Origin of the sequence: Nostoc sp. CCY 9925 (genome assembly GCF_963920935.1) — a bacterium.
In the GTDB taxonomy this organism is placed as follows: domain Bacteria; phylum Cyanobacteriota; class Cyanobacteriia; order Cyanobacteriales; family Nostocaceae; genus Nostoc.
Genome location: NZ_CAWUDO010000077.1, coordinates 1 through 16288 on the forward strand (window position 1 = coordinate 1; position 16288 = coordinate 16288).

General features: G+C 41.2%; 16 protein-coding genes and 1 pseudogene. 6 read left to right on the plus strand and 11 right to left on the minus strand.

The genetic code is table 11. The annotated features are described in order from the left end of the window. Nucleotides 1–98: 98 nt before the first annotated feature. The 3 genes from cysW to ACM0OY_RS28950 all read right to left on the minus strand — a co-directional run bounded on the left by cysW (nt 99) and on the right by ACM0OY_RS28950 (nt 3219). Nucleotides 99–980: a sulfate ABC transporter permease subunit CysW gene (cysW, locus tag ACM0OY_RS28940; protein ID WP_414572227.1), complete on the minus strand. Its 882-nt coding sequence runs from the start codon at nt 978–980 to the stop codon at nt 99–101. Next, nucleotides 967–1827 (minus strand): sulfate ABC transporter permease subunit CysT, encoded by an 861-nt coding sequence (gene cysT, locus ACM0OY_RS28945; protein ID WP_414572228.1) that lies wholly within the window; start codon nt 1825–1827, stop codon nt 967–969. Before cysT ends, cysW begins: the two co-directional genes overlap by 14 nt. A 246-nt stretch (nt 1828–2073) precedes the next feature. After that, nucleotides 2074–3219, minus strand: a complete 1146-nt coding sequence (locus ACM0OY_RS28950) for a sulfate ABC transporter substrate-binding protein (protein WP_414572229.1) — start codon at nt 3217–3219, stop codon at nt 2074–2076. Nucleotides 3220–3804: 585 nt separating this feature from the next. Here ACM0OY_RS28950 and ACM0OY_RS28955 point away from each other — a divergent pair. Further along, nucleotides 3805–4076 (plus strand): annotated as a pseudogene (locus tag ACM0OY_RS28955) (gamma-glutamylcyclotransferase). Here the strand turns inward: ACM0OY_RS28955 and ACM0OY_RS28960 are convergent. From ACM0OY_RS28960 to ACM0OY_RS28990, 7 genes are all read right to left on the minus strand, one after another. Continuing rightward, nucleotides 4073–4837 carry a sulfite exporter TauE/SafE family protein gene (locus tag ACM0OY_RS28960; protein ID WP_414572230.1) on the minus strand — a complete coding sequence of 255 codons (765 nt, stop codon included), beginning with the start codon at nt 4835–4837 and terminating at the stop codon, nt 4073–4075. The pseudogene ACM0OY_RS28955 and the gene ACM0OY_RS28960 overlap by 4 nt on opposite strands. A gap of 426 nt (nt 4838–5263) precedes the next feature. Then, nucleotides 5264–6043: a class II glutamine amidotransferase gene (locus ACM0OY_RS28965; RefSeq protein ID WP_414572231.1), complete on the minus strand. Its 780-nt coding sequence runs from the start codon at nt 6041–6043 to the stop codon at nt 5264–5266. A 39-nt stretch (nt 6044–6082) separates the two neighbouring features. Continuing rightward, entirely contained in the window at nt 6083–6256 is a 174-nt protein-coding gene (locus ACM0OY_RS28970; RefSeq protein ID WP_414572232.1) for a hypothetical protein, read from the minus strand. A gap of 190 nt (nt 6257–6446) precedes the next feature. Beyond that, the gene (locus tag ACM0OY_RS28975; RefSeq protein WP_414572233.1) at nt 6447–6746 is read right to left on the minus strand and encodes a putative quinol monooxygenase; all 300 of its coding nucleotides are present in this window, start codon (nt 6744–6746) and stop codon (nt 6447–6449) included. A gap of 66 nt (nt 6747–6812) precedes the next feature. Next, entirely contained in the window at nt 6813–7511 is a 699-nt protein-coding gene (locus ACM0OY_RS28980; protein WP_414572234.1) for a DevA family ABC transporter ATP-binding protein, read from the minus strand. Between the two features lie 805 nt (nt 7512–8316). Further along, nucleotides 8317–9492, minus strand: coding sequence for an ABC transporter permease DevC (devC, locus tag ACM0OY_RS28985; RefSeq protein WP_414572269.1), 1176 nt, complete (start codon nt 9490–9492; stop codon nt 8317–8319). A gap of 136 nt (nt 9493–9628) precedes the next feature. Beyond that, nucleotides 9629–10936, minus strand: a complete 1308-nt coding sequence (locus ACM0OY_RS28990) for an HlyD family efflux transporter periplasmic adaptor subunit (RefSeq protein WP_414572235.1) — start codon at nt 10934–10936, stop codon at nt 9629–9631. Nucleotides 10937–11409: 473 nt separating this feature from the next. Between ACM0OY_RS28990 and ACM0OY_RS28995 the strand changes: the two genes are divergently transcribed. Further along, the gene (locus ACM0OY_RS28995; protein ID WP_414572236.1) at nt 11410–12027 is read left to right on the plus strand and encodes a TetR/AcrR family transcriptional regulator; all 618 of its coding nucleotides are present in this window, start codon (nt 11410–11412) and stop codon (nt 12025–12027) included. Nucleotides 12028–12145: 118 nt separating this feature from the next. On the opposite strand, the gene ACM0OY_RS29000 is transcribed toward ACM0OY_RS28995, so the two are convergent. Then, on the minus strand, nt 12146–12361 hold the full coding sequence (locus ACM0OY_RS29000; RefSeq protein WP_414572237.1) for a hypothetical protein: 216 nt from the start codon (nt 12359–12361) through the stop codon (nt 12146–12148). A gap of 399 nt (nt 12362–12760) precedes the next feature. Here ACM0OY_RS29000 and ACM0OY_RS29005 point away from each other — a divergent pair, with 399 nt between their 5' ends. The 4 genes from ACM0OY_RS29005 to ACM0OY_RS29020 all read left to right on the plus strand — a co-directional run bounded on the left by ACM0OY_RS29005 (nt 12761) and on the right by ACM0OY_RS29020 (nt 16225). After that, the gene (locus ACM0OY_RS29005) at nt 12761–13246 is read left to right on the plus strand and encodes a glutathione peroxidase (protein ID WP_414572238.1); all 486 of its coding nucleotides are present in this window, start codon (nt 12761–12763) and stop codon (nt 13244–13246) included. A 392-nt stretch (nt 13247–13638) separates the two neighbouring features. Beyond that, nucleotides 13639–14463, plus strand: coding sequence for an SDR family oxidoreductase (locus ACM0OY_RS29010; protein WP_414572239.1), 825 nt, complete (start codon nt 13639–13641; stop codon nt 14461–14463). 21 nt (nt 14464–14484) lie between these two features. Next, on the plus strand, nt 14485–15414 hold the full coding sequence (locus tag ACM0OY_RS29015) for an alpha/beta fold hydrolase (protein ID WP_414572240.1): 930 nt from the start codon (nt 14485–14487) through the stop codon (nt 15412–15414). 76 nt (nt 15415–15490) lie between these two features. Beyond that, nucleotides 15491–16225 carry a redoxin family protein gene (locus ACM0OY_RS29020; protein ID WP_414572241.1) on the plus strand — a complete coding sequence of 245 codons (735 nt, stop codon included), beginning with the start codon at nt 15491–15493 and terminating at the stop codon, nt 16223–16225. Nucleotides 16226–16288: the final 63 nt, after the last annotated feature.

Below are 16288 nucleotides of genomic sequence, written 5' to 3' on the forward strand. Positions count from 1 at the left end.
ACACCTCCCACACCTCCCACACCTCCCACACCTCCCACACCTCCCACACCTCCCATACCTTCCACACTTCCCACCCCTTCCACACTCCTAATGCCACACTATTCAACATCTTTAATGCGGGTTTTTCGTTCTAAAATCTCTTTCAGCACTAAGGTGACTACTGCTAGTAAGGCTAACAGTACAGCGGCAGAAAAAGCAGCTTCGGTTTCATACTGTTTGTAAGCGTCTTCCACAAACAGTGGTAAACTCTGGGTTTGGTCAGCAATGTTGCCCGATACCACGGAAACTGCGCCGAATTCACCCATTGCTCTGGCGTTGGTCAAAATTAAACCGTAGAGTAAGCCCCAACGGATGCTGGGTAAGGTAACACGCCAAAATATTTGCCAATCTTTAGCACCTAAAGTTCTAGCTGCTTCTTCTTGATCTTTGCCAAATTCTTCTAATACAGGAATTACTTCCCGCGCTACGAAGGGCATACTGACAAAGGCTGTAGCCAACACCATACCAGGAAAGGCAAAGATAATTTTGATATCATGCGCCTGGAGCCAAGGGCCAAACCAGCCATTGCGTCCGTAAAGTAGGACAATCATCAATCCTGCGACTACCGGGGAGATGGAAAAGGGCAGGTCAATAATGCTCAAAACTACAGCGCGTCCGCGAAATTTATGGCGAGCGATCGCCCAAGCTGCACACAAACCAAATACTGTATTTAATGGTAGAGAAATTGCAGCTAATAACAGTGTCAACCAAGCTGCATGAAGAAAGGCTGGCCTACTCAGGTTAGATAGAAACGGCCCGACTCCTTTGCTGAAGGCTTGGATAAAAACGTTAATTGCAGGGATATATTGAACTAAAGTTAAATAGGCGATCGCTATACCAATTAAAACTATTGGTACCCACTTTTTCTGCTCTTTCGGTTTGGCTGTATATGGAATATCATCAGATGCAGATGAGTGAAAACTTGGCTTATCTACTGTCATACCGCCTTGCCCATGCTTGTAAAAAATTAATAGCTAATAGCAACACTAACGAAATTGATAGTAGAACTATGCCAATTACTGTTGCACCAGAATAGTCATACTGCTCTAATCTTTGGAAAATCAGCACAGGTGCGATTAAATCTTGGTATGGTGTATTGGAAGAAATAATCACTGTTGAACCATATTCCCCAACTGCACGGGAGAAACCTAAGGCAACACCAGTCAATATTGTCGGAAATAATGGCGGCAAAATCACTTTCCAAAAAGTCTGCCATTGAGAAGCACCCAGACACCAAGCGGCTTCTTCAATTTCATGTTCCATTTCCTGAAGTACTGGTTGCACGGTTCTCACCACAAAAGGCAGTGAGATAAAGATCATTGCCACTGCTACTCCCGTTCGAGTAAAAGATACTTTAATTCCTAAAGGTGATAATAGGGAGCCTATCCAGCCGTTATCGCTATAAACTGTTGCCAGTGTTAACCCTGCTACCGATGTTGGCAACGCAAAGGGTAAATCTACTGTGGCATCAATCAAGCGTTTAAAGGGAAAGTCGTAGCGCACTAAAACCCAAGCAATCAAAGTACCAAACACACCATTGAGCAGAGCAGCAAATATTGAAGTAATAAAAGTTACATTATATGTTGCTAAGGCAATATCACTAGTTGCGATCGCCCAAAACCTAGCCGGAGGTTCAGTACTCGCTTTCAGGAACATAGCAACTATGGGCATAAATAACATTACTGTCAAGTATGCAATGGTGATTCGCCAAGTCCAGGGAACTCGCTGCAATGTCTTCCAAAAAGGTTTTTTACGTTCGACTTCTACAGAATGAGATACAGTCGTCATAATCAAAAATGCAAAATAGAATTCAAAAGTCAGAATTCAGAACAGGACTTACGCATGGGTAACGGAAAAACGTAGACGCTGCATCGGCTTAAGGCTGGATACCACAAAGGACGCAGAGTCCACGATAAATAAGAGTTTGAGAGGTTTTTTCCGTAAGTCCTAACAAATTACGTTAGCGCAGCGGGGCGTAGCCCATTACGAATTACGAATTACGAATTACGAATTACGAATTACCTAATTACCTAATTACCTTTTCTTTTGGGCTTGTATCTTATCAAACACACCCCCATCTGCGAAGAATTTCTTATCAATTTCTTCCCAACCACCAAAGTCCTGAACTGTACCTAGAGTTTTCACCTTGGGAAATTTATCTGTGACTTCTTTAGTTTGGGCTACAGTCTCATCCACAGGTCTGAATCCTAATTTAACAAACTCTTGTTGTGCTTCTGGAGTATAGAGAAATTTCACAAAACCTTCAGCAACTTCCCGTGTACCGTGCTTATCGACGTTTTTATCTACTACAGCGATGGGATTGTCGATAGATATATTTACTTCGGGAACGACATAATCAACTTTCTCACCTTTTTGTTTTGCCAGAATAACTTCGTTTTCGTAGTTAATTAAGGCATCTCCTTGACCCTGCTTGGCAAATGTGTCTGTGGCTTCCCGCGCATCTTTAGTTAGGATTGGCACGTTATTGTAAACTGTTGTGACAAATTCAGTAGCTTTAGCATCATCTCCACGGGTTTTAATCACGGAGTTCCACAGTGCCAAGAAATTCCACTTAGCAATGCCTGAGGTTTTGGGGTCAGCGGTAATCAGTTTTGTATCTGCTTTGGCCAAATCTGCCCAAGTTTTTATACCTTTAGGATTGCCAGGGCGAGTTATTAGCGCCGCCACAGATTTAGAGACGATCGCATTATTGGGGACTTCTTTTTCCCATCCTGGCTGAATTAATCCAGCCTTCTCAATTTTTGAGGTGTCTCCTGCTAGTGCCAGGTGGACAACATCTGCTTCCAAACCATCAATAACGGCGCGAGTTTGAGAACCAGAACCGCCATAACTCTGCTTAAAGGTGACAGTTTGGTTATGATCTTTTTTCCACTGTTCTACAAATTTAGGAATGATGGCTTCGTGAGCGGCTTTGGTAACTGCAAAGGAAACGAGGGTTAATTCAACATTACTTTTACTTGCAGCCACAGGACTAGCAGTGGGGTTTTCTGTGGAAGAATTGCTCCCATCTCCACCGGAGCAGGCGGCAAGCGCCACACTCAATAAAGCCCCTACTAAAAATAGCGATACAAAACCTTTGAGCGAATTCAGTCTGAACCGATTGGTTCTATGTTCAGCGATCGCTTGTAATATTTTCAGTGGGCGCTGCCACAAACTCATCCTAATTTCCTCCGCTAAATCTACGCTTACTAGATGGGAATACAGTTATATACTGTAGTATATTACTAGATTTTTACAGCAATTTGTTACAAATACACAAAAACCTCATATTCTCGATAGAAATTATGGTGATTCTATCAGTTCTATGGACAATTACAAATACCTGAATTTGAAATATTAAATTGTCATTACAATGAGTTAGCGAATAATCCAGCAACTTGATAGCAAAGAAATAATTATGTCACTGAGTCGTAGCGACCTCGAAGCCGGAAACGAACAGACGAGGCTATTAGAAGGATCGCACTGCTGATCTGGAATCAAGCTAATACCAATTCTGTATGAAGCGCCAAACTATAATAAGGAACGAACCGCAAAGGGCGCATTCGCGCAGCGTCTCGTTAGAGAAGAACACAAAGAAACAAACAAGGAAGGAAGCCAAGAGAATTTGGCGCAGCCTCCCAAAGAAATAGTACAACTACCCTGAGCAAAGAAGAGTTACAGCGATCGCTTGATGAAACACTACAACAGCATCCACCAAATTCTGATATCTGGATATTTGCCTACGGTTCGCTGATTTGGAATCCCTTGATTGCATATGTTGAGCGCCGTGCTGGCATCGTTTACGCTTCTGTACATGGATGATCCTCGGTCAGGGGACTCCAGAGAATCCGGGATTACTCTTAGGACTCGATCGCGGCGGTAGTTGTCGCGGCGTTATTTATCGAATTGCTGCTGCTGACGTACCAAAGGAATTACTGCTGATTTGGCGACGGGAGATGATAGCTGGTGTTTATCTTGCTCATTGGGTAAGGGTGTTTGATGGTACAGAGGAATTCAAAGCGATCGCTTTTTGTTAACCTAATGCAGGAAAATCAAGTAAGGTCTTGAGTCCAAGAACAATTACTGTAGTGATAAATATACGCCGTAACCAGATGTTGTTGAGTTTAAGGGCAACTTTCGAGCCGACGATTCCGCCAATAAACATAGTAATACTAAGAATAATACCAAGCTTATAATCCACTATTCCTTGTGTTAGGAAAATAATAGTAGCAATTAGCGAAGAAAAAATATTAATCAACTTTGTATTTGCTACCGCTTGAACAAATGTCATTCCAAATAGGCTGACATAAACTGCTGTCAGCATTGTGACATAGCCGCCACTAAAGAAACCGCCATAAACACCAAGCACAAAGGTCGCTATATATCCACCAATTTCTACTATTACTGATGGATTCTCTATTGTTGAAATGACTCCAGCATTCCGATTTGCAATTGAAAATATAGTAACTACAATCATCAAAATCGAGATAATTACAGGCATCGATTGTGAAGGTATAACTAAAACGAGTAACGCACCTATAATTGAACCTAAAATTGTTAAAAAAATGATTATGGGCAGGCGATTGTAGTCAATTAATTTTTTCCCAAGAAAAGGCAATGTACCACCAATACTCATAAAGGTTAATGCCAGCATATTGGTGGCAAGAGCAGTACGCGGTTCAATGCCAAATTGCAACATTACAGGGACGGTAATTAAAGAAGTGCTTCCTGTAATCACACTGATGACACTTGTTATAAAGAAAATTGCTATGAGCAATATTAATTGAACATCATACATAAATATTTTTTGTTGTTACCAATAAATTTTTGGCAAGTGCTTACAATAGCCAATAGATATTTTTGGCTATGAAAATTAGAGCATTAATTTTCACTATCTTAATACAGCTAAAATCCAGTGTAAATTTATTTTTTATACCAATAAAAGCGGTATTTACTATAAAATAAATTGGTAACAACTAAGTTGGGTATATTCTCAAAAATTGGTAAATTGTAACTATTTTATAATAGGTGAATTACAGCAAAATAAGAGTCTCTGTAAAAGTATTGTTATACAGCATTTTCAGGTAAATAAATACCTTTAATCGTAGGGGCACAACATGTTGTGCCCTTACCCGTGTACTTCATTTGCCTGTTGCCTGCTATAAAGAAAACTACGAAGTATTTGTTGAGTAATATTATCTATTTACCCAACCTACACCTACTCTTAACTGTGGGTATATTTCAAGGGCAATCCGTCCTGAAATACTAGCAATTCGCCGGGTTGGATTTGTGTCCAAACTTCGTTGTCAGTCAAGGGAGTGGTAGCGATGACGGCGACGCGATCGCGTTCGGTAGTTACTTCCCGAAAATCTACGGTCATATCTTGGTCAATCAAATGGGCAGCAGCAAAGGGCGCTTGGCGTACAATATAGCTGAGTTTGGTTGAGCAATAGGCAAAAAAGTGTTCTCCATCTGATAGTAAATAGTTAAATATACCTAGTTTAGCGATTACTTCAGTAATTTCTTGCAGCACAGAATAGAGTTCTTTAATGGAAGGCTCACCTTCAGGAAAGCGTTCTCGTAATGTTTCTAGCATTAAACAGAATGCTTTTTCGCTATCAGTATCACCTACAGCTTGATAAAAGCCCATCTTTTCTGGCTGAAAATCTGGTAAATTACCGTTGTGAGCAAATACCCAATACTTGCCCCACAATTCTCTACGGAAAGGATGGCAGTTGTGTAAAGCAACTTCACCCTGAGTGGCTTTGCGGATATGGGCTATGACATGGGTTGAGTGGATGGGATAACTCCGCACAAACTCCGCTACGGGAGAAGCAACAGAAGGTTGGGCATCTAAAAACATCCGACATCCCTTTCCTTCAAAGAAAGCAATGCCCCAACCATCGCTATGATGATCTGTTTTTCCTCCCCGCGCAGAAAAACCTTCAAAAGAAAAGCAAATATCCGTTGGGACATTGCAATTCATTCCAAGCAATTGGCACATACATGTTGCAGCTTTCAATTTTCGACTAAGGCCTCAGGATCAAGATACTTCAGAATGTTGCCTTGATTCTGGAGCGATCGCTTCAATCTGAAAATTTCGCTGAAGCAGGCAATAGGCAATAGGCAATAGGCAAGAGGCAACAGACTTAAAAGTCTCTTGCTGTCGGGGTTTGGGGATTGGTTTAACGTGAGATGTATAGTATTTTGACCTCACCCCCAGCCCCTCTCCTTCAATGAGCTACGATGTACACACAAGTCTTCTAGAGTTGCGCCGCAGCCTTTCGATCCCCCCAACCCCCCTTAAAAAGGGGGGCAAAAACTTCTCAAAGTCCTCCTTTTTAAGGAGGATTTAGGAGGATCTACGAGGATTTGGTTTTCTACACCAGATGTGTGTACATCGTAGCCTATGCCAAAAGATGGTAACGGCGGATATCTGGCGTAGTAGCTACCAAACCTTGGATTTTAGCTGCTGCTGCTTGGAAATGGGGTGAGTCCATATGAGTATTCAAGGCTTCACTAGAAGTCCACTCTTCCACAAAAGTAAACTCTGTTGGGTCATACTGATTTTGCAAAAGTTCATACTTGATTGCACCTGGTTCCTGTCTGGTTGGTTCAATAAGTTCTAGCAACACAGCTTTAATTTCTTCTACTTTGTTAGGCAAAGCAATAACACGAGCAACAACGCGAATAGTTTGGTTAGTCATTGGGGATTGGGGATTGAAAAAAGAATATTTTCATCCGTTCTGGTGTACTCAGTTGATGATGGCTATTTAAGTTAGTGGCACAACAGCACGATCGCTTACTAGTTTGCCATCTTCCATGTGGACAATGCGATCGCCAATATCTAAAATCCGGTTGTCATGAGTAACTAAAAGAATTGTAGAACCTTGTTCTTTTGTCAATTTTTGCATGAGGTTAACTACATCTCGTCCCGATTTACTATCAAGGGCGGCGGTGGGTTCATCTGCTAAGACAATTTTAGGACGGCTGACTAAGGCGCGGGCGATGGCGACTCTTTGCTTTTGTCCTCCCGATAAGTCATCAGGATAATAATTGAGGCGATGTTCTAATCCTACCTCCTCTAACATTTGGGCTGACCGAGCTTTCATTTCTGAGGGCGAAATATCCTTGTGTACTTCCAAGCCCATTTTCACGTTCTGGAGTACGGTGAGACTACCGTGGAGATTGTGCGCTTGGAAAATATAACCGTTACTGCGTCGCGCTTGGGTGAGTTGTCCTGCCTTAGCACCACAAAGTTCTTGTCCTAAAACCTGCAAACTACCAGATTGAGCAGAACGCAACCCACCTACTAACGTCAGCAATGTAGTTTTACCAGAACCAGATGGCCCTGTCATAATAATAATTTCACCAGCATTAATTTCTAAGTTGATATCAAACAGAACTTGTTTGCGAAGCTGACCGCGACCAAAGTAATGGTCGAGATTTTTAACAGAAATCACAGGAAGCATAAGGATTTTAGATTTTAGATTTTAGATTGGGCATAGGGCATGGGGCATTGGGCATTGGGAATAGTGAATAGACCTCTTGCAAAAGTCCCTAACACCCCACCCCCAACCCCTGCCCTTAGCAAGGCTACGGTGTATACACAAGTCTTCTAGAGTTGCGCCGCAGACTTTTGATCCCCCCCTTTTTAAGCTATCCATTACCCGGATCTTTCTCAACATTTGCGAGAGTATTCACTCACGTTTCTTACAACCCTTATTGGTCTGTTGTTAATTCTCAATAAAAACCTAATTTTAGCGAGAATATTAAGAGCCAATTTGTCAAGTATGCCTCACACCTCAGTGTTTAAGATGCCTACAAAACAAACGTTTCAAGATTGTAAAGAAAGATGTGACTAATGGATAGCCTTTTTAAGGGGGGCAAAAATCTCTCAAAGTCCTCCTTTTTAAGGAGGATTTAGGAGGATCTACGAGGATTTTGGTTTCTACACAGATGTGTGTACACCGTAGCCTTAGCAAGGGGAGGGGAGACAAAGCGTAGCTTTGGCGGGGTGGGGTTCTTATTTTCGATTTATGCAAAAGGTCTAATGAGCCTTTGAACTCCATTAATGAGTATTTGAACTCCGTTAATGAACCTCTGAACTCCATTAATGAACCTCTGAACTCCATTAATGAGGCTTTGAACTCCATTAATGAGGCTTTGAACTTCGTTAATGAGGCTTTGAACTCCGTTAATGAGGCTTTGAACTTCGTTAATGAGGCTTTGAACTCCACTTCTCTACCTCAATGCCCAATGCCCAATGCCTATTTTTTAAAACATATCTGCGGGGTCAGCAGACTGTAGTTTACGAGTGGCGATCGCGCCGGAAATGATACACATAATCATAGTCAGCACTAGTACCGTTAAGGCTCGTGCTAAGGTCATATATACAGGTAAATTTGTGGCATTTCGAGTTAGGTGATAAAGTCCCAAGGGCACGATCGCACCTGGGATAAAACCCAGTACTGCCAGAATTACTGCCTCTTCAAACACCACACCTAGTAAATAAAAATTGCGATATCCCATTGCTTTGAATGTGGCATATTCCTTTACATGGGCGTTTACATCAGTAGACAGGACTTGATAAACGATAATTACCCCTACCAGAAACCCCATCATTGCACCCAAGCTAAAAATAAAACCGATGGGAGTGTTTTGCTGCCAATAGTCTTTCTCAAAGGCAATAAATTCCTTCTGGGTAAGGACTTTAACATCATCGCCTAAATATGATTTTAAGTTTTTTGCTACTTGTTCTGGCTCATAGCCTGGTTGTAGTTGAACCAAGCCTAAACTGACGCTGCTTGCCTGTTGTCTGGGAAATAGCCGCAAAAAATTCTGATCGCTAGTGATTAGACTACCGTCAGCGATAAAAGAAGCCCCGACTTTGAATAAGCCACCAATAGTAATTGTTCGCCGTTCTATTTCGGTTGTGACTGGTTTACCTTTTTCAATTTGGGCGATCGCTTCTGTATAATCTCCCCTAGAAGCACTGTCGAACAACACAGTGTCCGGTAGCTTAATTGCCTCTAAATTGCGGTTAACTTCTGGCAAGTCAAGCATTTGGCGATCGGGATTGAACCCTATAACTAGCACTGCTGTATCCTGGCGTGTTTGGGGATTCTTCCAATCGATAAAGCTGAGATACATTGCTTCTGCTGACTTTACCCCCGTTATATCCATTGCTTGGTACAGCCGCCGCCGAGGAAAGGTAGACATATTAGCTAGGTTACGTGCCTGGGGACTGACTAACATAATGTCTCCCTGCATACTGCCATGTAACCTAGTGTTACTGTCAAACAGAGCATTCTGAAACCCTAGCTGCATGAACATCAGAACATCAGCAAAAGCAATGCCTGATAATGCTACTAAAAAACGCCCTTTCTCGTGACTCAGTTGCAACCATCCTAGAGGTGTTCGCCGACGCAGTTGTTTAATCAATCCCATAATTACGAATTGGGGAGTAGGGGGTAGGGGAAGCGGGGGAAAAGGGAAAAGGTTAAAGGGAAAAGGAATAAATTTAATCTTTCCCCTTTCCCCTTTCCCCTTTACCCCTTTCCCAATGACTAATGACTAATGACTAATTTCACAATTCAATTACCGCCTTGACTTGCAGATTTGTGAAGTTAGAAGCTTTAATGCTGGATATTCGATTGAGTTGCACGTGGACTTCCACTACTCTGGCATCGATATTGCTGGAAGGATCGGCGTTGATGATGTTTTGCCGCTTTATCTGCATTCCAACCCAATCTACTTTTCCTAATAATTCATGGGGAAGGGAATCGCTGGTTACCCGTACCTGCTGCCCTGGCTGCACTTTGTGGATATCACTTTCGTAGACTTCTGCTACTACATACATTTGGTCAGTTTGACCGAAATCTACAATCCCCTCATTACTAACTGTTTCTCCCGATCGCGTATTAACATTTAAAATTTGACCGGATTCAGGAACTCGAACGTATGCTTCCGCCAGCTGTACTTTAATTCTATCGACTGTGGCTTGAGCGCTTTCTACTTCTGCTTGGGCGATGGCTACATCTGTGGGACGCACTTCAGCTGTCTGGTTGAGGGTGGCTTTTGCTTCGTTAATTTCCTGTTCTAGGGTAGCGATAGTTCTGTCTCGGTTGGCTTTTGCTTCGTTAATTTCCTGTTCTAGGGTAGCGATGGTTGTTGTCTGTGTGGCCTGACTTTCAATTAACTGCTGAGTGGTGGTTGCTGCACTCAAGCGTCTCCTATCAAATTCTTGACTGGAAATTGCACTTTGTTTGTATAAAGCTTCGTAGCGTTGGGCATCAGCTTGAGCATTACTTTTTTCGGCTGTTAAGCGAGTTACTGTTGCTTGTAACTGCTGCTTTCGCCCTTTTAGTTCGGCTTCTAGGCGATTAATTGTGGCTTGCTGAGTTCTAATATTTCCTTCTAATTCCGCTTGCAGACGGCTAACACCAGCTTCCCGTGCCCCGATTTCTCCCTGTTTTGCTCCTGCTTTGACTTGGGCTAGACGGTATCTCGCTACTACGACTTGTTTTTGTGCTTCGCGCAAAGTTGCTTGTAAGCGATCGCGACTATCCATAATTGCAACTACTTGCCCAAATCTTACCCTATCGCCCTCGTTAACCAACAGTTTTTCAACACGATTGCCTTGATTAGAGCTAGGTGCAGACAGCTTTATTACTTCTCCCTTTGGTGCTATCCGCCCTAATGCTGTAACTGTTTTTACTATTACTTGCGCGGCTGCTGGTGTTTCTTCCTTTTTATTTAAGGTATTTTGAGACTTTTGCACCATATAAATACTTATTCCAAGCGTAACTAAAGATGCAATTATCGCTAATAGCACAGGCAAGCGAAAAATATTCTGGGAAGACCGTGATTCTTCTAGCTGTGAATTTGGCTCCATACCGCCCCCTTTTACCAGCGGTTAAAAAAACTAAACCGTCTAGTTCTAAAATACTAAACTAAACCGTATAGTTTAGTCAATGTTACGGATCTAAATTTCCATTGATTTGTTCTAAACTAAAAGCTCTATAAAAAATATTTAGGAAGTTGGCACAATAAAACCAAACTAAGTAAAGAAAAATGAACTAAACTAAAACCTTCTTCCCTCATGCTTTCTACGTCTTGTTTCCAGTTATATCCAACAACGGATATTTACGCCGCTCTACTTTCTTTTAAGTAGGTAGACATAATTAAATGTAGAATACAAAAGTTTAAAACCCTGAGAAAAACTGGCTTTTCCCTTGTGCCTTCTACTTATTTAATCCTTGATAAATTTGCCAAATTATTTGAACTATAAAATTTATTGTCAAAAAAAGAATATTCTTAATTCTAGTTATTTTTTTAGTATTAATTAACAGTACAGGATAATTAAAAATGGCACGTACAAAAGCTAGTGAAATTGAGCGAGAAAATGCAAGCGAGAAAATCGATAAAATTTTACAAGGGTCAAAGCAAGAGTTTTTAGCGCATGGCTACACTGGCGCAAGTATGGATAGAGTAGCGATAGCAGCAGGTGTTTCCAAAGCAACGATTTACAGCCATTTTCAAGATAAAGAAGCGCTTTTTAAAGCCTTGATAGAGCAGTTAGCAATAAAAAGGTATGAGTCAATTTTTGGCGCACAAACTTTAGAAGGAGAACCCAATATTGTACTACGGCAGTTATTAGCTAAAGTCTTGACACAGATGCTCGAAGACAAGGAATTTCAAGCCTTTCAGCGCGTCATAATTGGGGAATCCGCTCGTTTTCCTGATTTAGCTCAGATTCTTTTCCGCTGCATTGCTAAACCAGCTAGTGAGATTATCAGTAAATATTTGGCTTCTCGCTCAGAACTCGATATTCCCGACCCAGAGGCAATGGTATGGGTATTGATGGGGTCAATTGTGCATTTAACCATCGCTCAAGAAATTATGCACGGCAAAGATATTTTACCAATGGAAAGCGATCGCCTAATTGATGCCTTAACACACCTGATTAGTAAATGCAGTAAATGAAAGCCCAAAAGCGGTATTGCCCAATTGGGGTATGAATCCACATCTAGAGACGTTGCAATTGCTACAGGACTTACGCAAAATTATGAAAAAACGTAGACGCGGAGCGGCTTGCCGCAGGCTACCACAAAGGACACAAAGGAATAAGAGTTTCAGAGAGTTTTTGCGTAAGTCCTATGCTAGTCTCTACAAGGCTATCTTCTGCCAACAAACGATGTAACTCTCGATTATCTCCTATAGCCCAGCAGTTAAGTTGGATGTTTAAGGGTGCGAGTTCTTGACCAATATCATTGATATCCGTGAGGATTGTATCATCTTCTAATTTGAGAATCGCCATAGCTTACCTGATATTTTTTATTTCAGCTAGAGATAACTCTCAGACAGGGCTTTATGAGATCGGACTTCTCTGTTGGTGCATCCGTGATTTGATTACTAAGGTATTGATTTTTGTATTAAAAGCAACGCAGATGTCCAAAATTTTTCCTGAAATAGCGGATTAATGGAGCAATTTACAAACAGGTTATCACAAGTTTACTCAGAGGCGATCGCTACTTAAGGGATTAGGGACTGGTGACTGGGTATCAGGTATAAGGTACTGAAAAAGTATTCCTAAATTATTTATTTCCCATTCCCCATTCCCTATTCCCCACTTTCACTACTTTTCTCAACTAAACCGAGTTTAAAGTACCTGTAATATGGGAGACTTGGCAATATTCCCTATCAATTGCGATTCCAGATGAGTAACACAATTTCTGACATCGTGGTCAAAACCATCAACGGCCAGGACAAGCAATTAAACGACTACGCAGGAAAAGTACTTTTAATCGTCAATGTGGCTTCCTACTGCGGTTATACATCCCAATACGACGGACTAGAAGACTTGAACCAAAAATATCAAGAGGCTGGGTTACGTGTTTTGGGGTTCCCATGTAACGATTTTGGGGCGCAGGAACCCGGAAGCAATGAACAGATTGTGAAATTCTGCACAAGTCAATATGGTGTTACCTTTGAATTATTCGATAAAGTTCATGCCAAAGGCTCAGAGCAGCACCCACTTTACGAACGACTTACCAAAGCTGTTGAGCCGACGGAGACTGTTGCTTGGAATTTTGAAAAATTTTTAGTGAATAAGCAAGGTGAAGTGGTAGCTCGATTTAAGAGTAGTATTCACCCATCTTCACCAGAGCTAATTAACGCAATTGAGAGCGAATTAGCAAAATAGTTAATAGTCATCATTAGTAACATAGTTTGTATTATTGGCTATTGACTGTGTGAATTTTAGATTTGAGATTGATTTGGTTCATATCTAACTAACATCGCACAATGCTAACAAGCTTTGTAGGTAATACAAATCCGAAATCAAAAATTTAAAATTCCAAAACTGTTGACTGTTTGATATGGACTGTTAAATTTATTAACGTCCAGTTTCTTAATAGAGAATATTGTCTCTAAGGAGTAGTTTAATTTATTTGAATGCCAATAATTGGGCACAATTAAACTAAACTATATGAAGAATGACAAAGTAGCTTAAAGTCCTTTTTTGTGATGCTTATAGCATAGCTGCTGAGTCTCTTATCCAACGACAAATTTTTACGCCGACCTACTTAACTTGTCATGAACGTTGCAATCATTGGTTGTGGTTATGTTGGTTATAAAGTTGCTCAATATTGGCAGCAAAATATGAATTTTGTTGTCAGTGCAACCACAACTTCTCCTGAGCGTGTTCCTGTACTACAATCAGTAGCCCAAAGAGTTGTAGTTACTAAAGGTAATGACCTAGATAGTCTAAAATCAGTTTTACAAAATCAAGATGTTATAGTTTTGAGTGTTGGTGCAAAGAGCGCGGAGGTTTATGAAGAAACTTATTTGCAAACTGCCAATACTTTAGCTTCAGTCTTGCGGCATATTCCCAGTGTGAAGCAATTAATCTACACAGGAAGTTATGCAGTGTATGGTGATAGAAATGGTGTCTGGGTAGACGAAGAAACACCGCTTGCACCTGCTAATTTCAATGCCCAAATTCTCCGAAAAACTGAGGATGTATTGTTATCAGCATCTAGCGAAAATCTCCGCGTTTGTATCTTCCGTTTGGGAGGAATATATGGGACTGGCAGGGAATTGGTGAAGATATTTGGTAGATATTCGGGTACAACTCGTCCCGGCAATGGCGAAGATATCACAAATTGGATTCACCTAGATGATATTGTTGGTGCGATCGAATTTGCCCGTCACCGTCGCTTGGAGGGCATTTATAATTTAGTAGATGATGCACATCTCACTAGTCGAGATTTACTCGATGGCTTATTTGCAAAACATAATTTACCTCAAGTTATATGGGATACTTCTGTCACAAGTACACGCCCATATAATGCTTGGGTATCTAATGAAAAGCTCAAAGAGGCTGGATACGAGTTGATTCATCCACAGATGATTTTTTAGCAAGTATTAAAACTAGGAATTATGCAACCATCTGCTGTAGCTAACACAACCGATTTGACAGCATCTCCTAGCCAATTTTACACTTGGCGGAATTATCGTTGTGCTTACGAAGTTCATCAACCAAGTAATACAATCCCTGAGGGTATTCCTTTAGTATTAATTCATCCGATTGGTGTCGGTTTATCGCGGCAATTCTGGCGAAGATTTCAAAGCCAGTGGTATAATTCAGGTCAGCGTAATTTGATTTACAGTCCTGATTTACTAGGATGTGGTGAAAGTGATATGCCCCATGTGGCTTACACTCCTAGTGATTGGGCAGAACAGCTGCAATACTTTTTGCAAACAGTAGTGCAAAAACCTGTGATTTTAATCGTACAAGGTGCGTTATTCCCAGTTGCGATCGAATTAGTTCAAAAGGCATCAAATTTAATCGCTGGACTTGTACTTTCTGGGCCACCAGCGTGGCCTGTAATTACTAAAAAATCACCAGAATGGCAGCAAAAACTCCTGTGGAATCTGTTAGATTCGCCTTTTGGTAGTGGTTTTTATCGTTATGCACGCACGCCAAAATTTTTACGTTCTTTCTCGACTCGTCAACTGTTTGCTTCTGATAATGCTGTTGATACAGAGTGGTTAAATACATTGGTTGCAGGTGCAGAAAATCTCGCTAGTCGCCATGCAGTGTTTTCTTTTTTAGCAGGGTTTTGGCGACGGGATTATAGTAGTTTGATTGCTTCTATCCACCAGCCAACACTAGTAGTTGTAGGAGAAACAGCATCAAGTATTAGCGAAGAAGGAAAAAAAGAAACGCCAGATGGACGCTTGGCTGACTATTTGGCTCATTTACCTCAAGGTCGGGGTATCAAAATTAATGGGCGCAATGTTTTACCATACGAATCAACTGCTGAATTTGTAGCAGCGATCGCCCCATTTATCAATCAAGTTTCTTAGCTAATTGACAGTTAGATGAAACCAGTAATCCGATTGTACGATATTACTGGTATTGATTACTTCAGGAAGCAAAATTATGTTGCCTAATCGCCGAGGACAAAGAGTTCCCAATGTCACTTTTCATATTCGTAAAAACAACGACTGGGTGGATGTAACAAGCGATGAATTATTTGCTAATAAGACAGTAGTTGTCTTTTCCTTGCCGGGTGCTTATACTCCGACCTGTTCATCAACTCATCTCCCCGGCTACAACGAGTTGGCTAAGGTTTTCAAAGAAAATGGTGTCGATGACATTATTTGTATTTCTGTGAATGATACTTTTGTAATGAACGAATGGGCAAAGGATCAAGAAGCAGAAAATATTACACTAATTCCCGATGGTAATGGTGAATTTACTGAAGGCATGGGAATGCTAGTAGATAAATCAGACTTGGGATTTGGTAAGCGATCGTGGCGTTATTCTATGCTGGTGAGAGATGGTGTTATTAACCAGATGTTTATTGAACCAGACGAGCCAGGAGATCCTTTCAAGGTGTCTGATGCTGAAACAATGCTCAGATATATAAATCCGCAAGCAGCCAAGCCCGAAATAGTTTCTCTGTTTGCAAAAGTGGGTTGTCCGTTCTGCGCTCGTGCCAAGGCCATGCTCAAGGAACATGGGATAGATTACGAAGAAATTACCTTAGGTAAGGATATCACCACACGCTCTTTACGAGCGGTTACAGGTGCAACAACAGTTCCCCAAGTATTTATCGATGGTAAATTAATTGGCGGTTCTGAGGCACTAGAAGCCTACTTTGCAGCCAAATAGGTTTAATAGGGTAGCACAGGTGTGCTACCCGAAAGCGTATATTTATACGAATTATTTATGAAA

What these genes read in the sequence shown, in the direction of transcription:
- cysT (WP_414572228.1), bottom strand. Translation starts at nt 1,827, where the DNA reads ATGACGACTGTATCTCATTCTGTAGAAGTCGAACGTAAAAAACCTTTT.
- ACM0OY_RS29020 (WP_414572241.1), top strand. Translation starts at nt 15,491, where the DNA reads ATGTTGCCTAATCGCCGAGGACAAAGAGTTCCCAATGTCACTTTTCAT.
- ACM0OY_RS28980 (WP_414572234.1), bottom strand. Translation starts at nt 7,511, where the DNA reads ATGCTTCCTGTGATTTCTGTTAAAAATCTCGACCATTACTTTGGTCGC.
- ACM0OY_RS29010 (WP_414572239.1), top strand. Translation starts at nt 13,639, where the DNA reads ATGAACGTTGCAATCATTGGTTGTGGTTATGTTGGTTATAAAGTTGCT.
- ACM0OY_RS29000 (WP_414572237.1), bottom strand. Translation starts at nt 12,361, where the DNA reads ATGGCGATTCTCAAATTAGAAGATGATACAATCCTCACGGATATCAAT.
- ACM0OY_RS28950 (WP_414572229.1), bottom strand. Translation starts at nt 3,219, where the DNA reads ATGAGTTTGTGGCAGCGCCCACTGAAAATATTACAAGCGATCGCTGAA.
- ACM0OY_RS28990 (WP_414572235.1), bottom strand. Translation starts at nt 10,936, where the DNA reads ATGGAGCCAAATTCACAGCTAGAAGAATCACGGTCTTCCCAGAATATT.
- ACM0OY_RS29005 (WP_414572238.1), top strand. Translation starts at nt 12,761, where the DNA reads ATGAGTAACACAATTTCTGACATCGTGGTCAAAACCATCAACGGCCAG.
- ACM0OY_RS28975 (WP_414572233.1), bottom strand. Translation starts at nt 6,746, where the DNA reads ATGACTAACCAAACTATTCGCGTTGTTGCTCGTGTTATTGCTTTGCCT.
- ACM0OY_RS28995 (WP_414572236.1), top strand. Translation starts at nt 11,410, where the DNA reads ATGGCACGTACAAAAGCTAGTGAAATTGAGCGAGAAAATGCAAGCGAG.
- ACM0OY_RS28965 (WP_414572231.1), bottom strand. Translation starts at nt 6,043, where the DNA reads ATGTGCCAATTGCTTGGAATGAATTGCAATGTCCCAACGGATATTTGC.
- ACM0OY_RS28960 (WP_414572230.1), bottom strand. Translation starts at nt 4,837, where the DNA reads ATGTATGATGTTCAATTAATATTGCTCATAGCAATTTTCTTTATAACA.
- cysW (WP_414572227.1), bottom strand. Translation starts at nt 980, where the DNA reads ATGACAGTAGATAAGCCAAGTTTTCACTCATCTGCATCTGATGATATT.
- ACM0OY_RS29015 (WP_414572240.1), top strand. Translation starts at nt 14,485, where the DNA reads ATGCAACCATCTGCTGTAGCTAACACAACCGATTTGACAGCATCTCCT.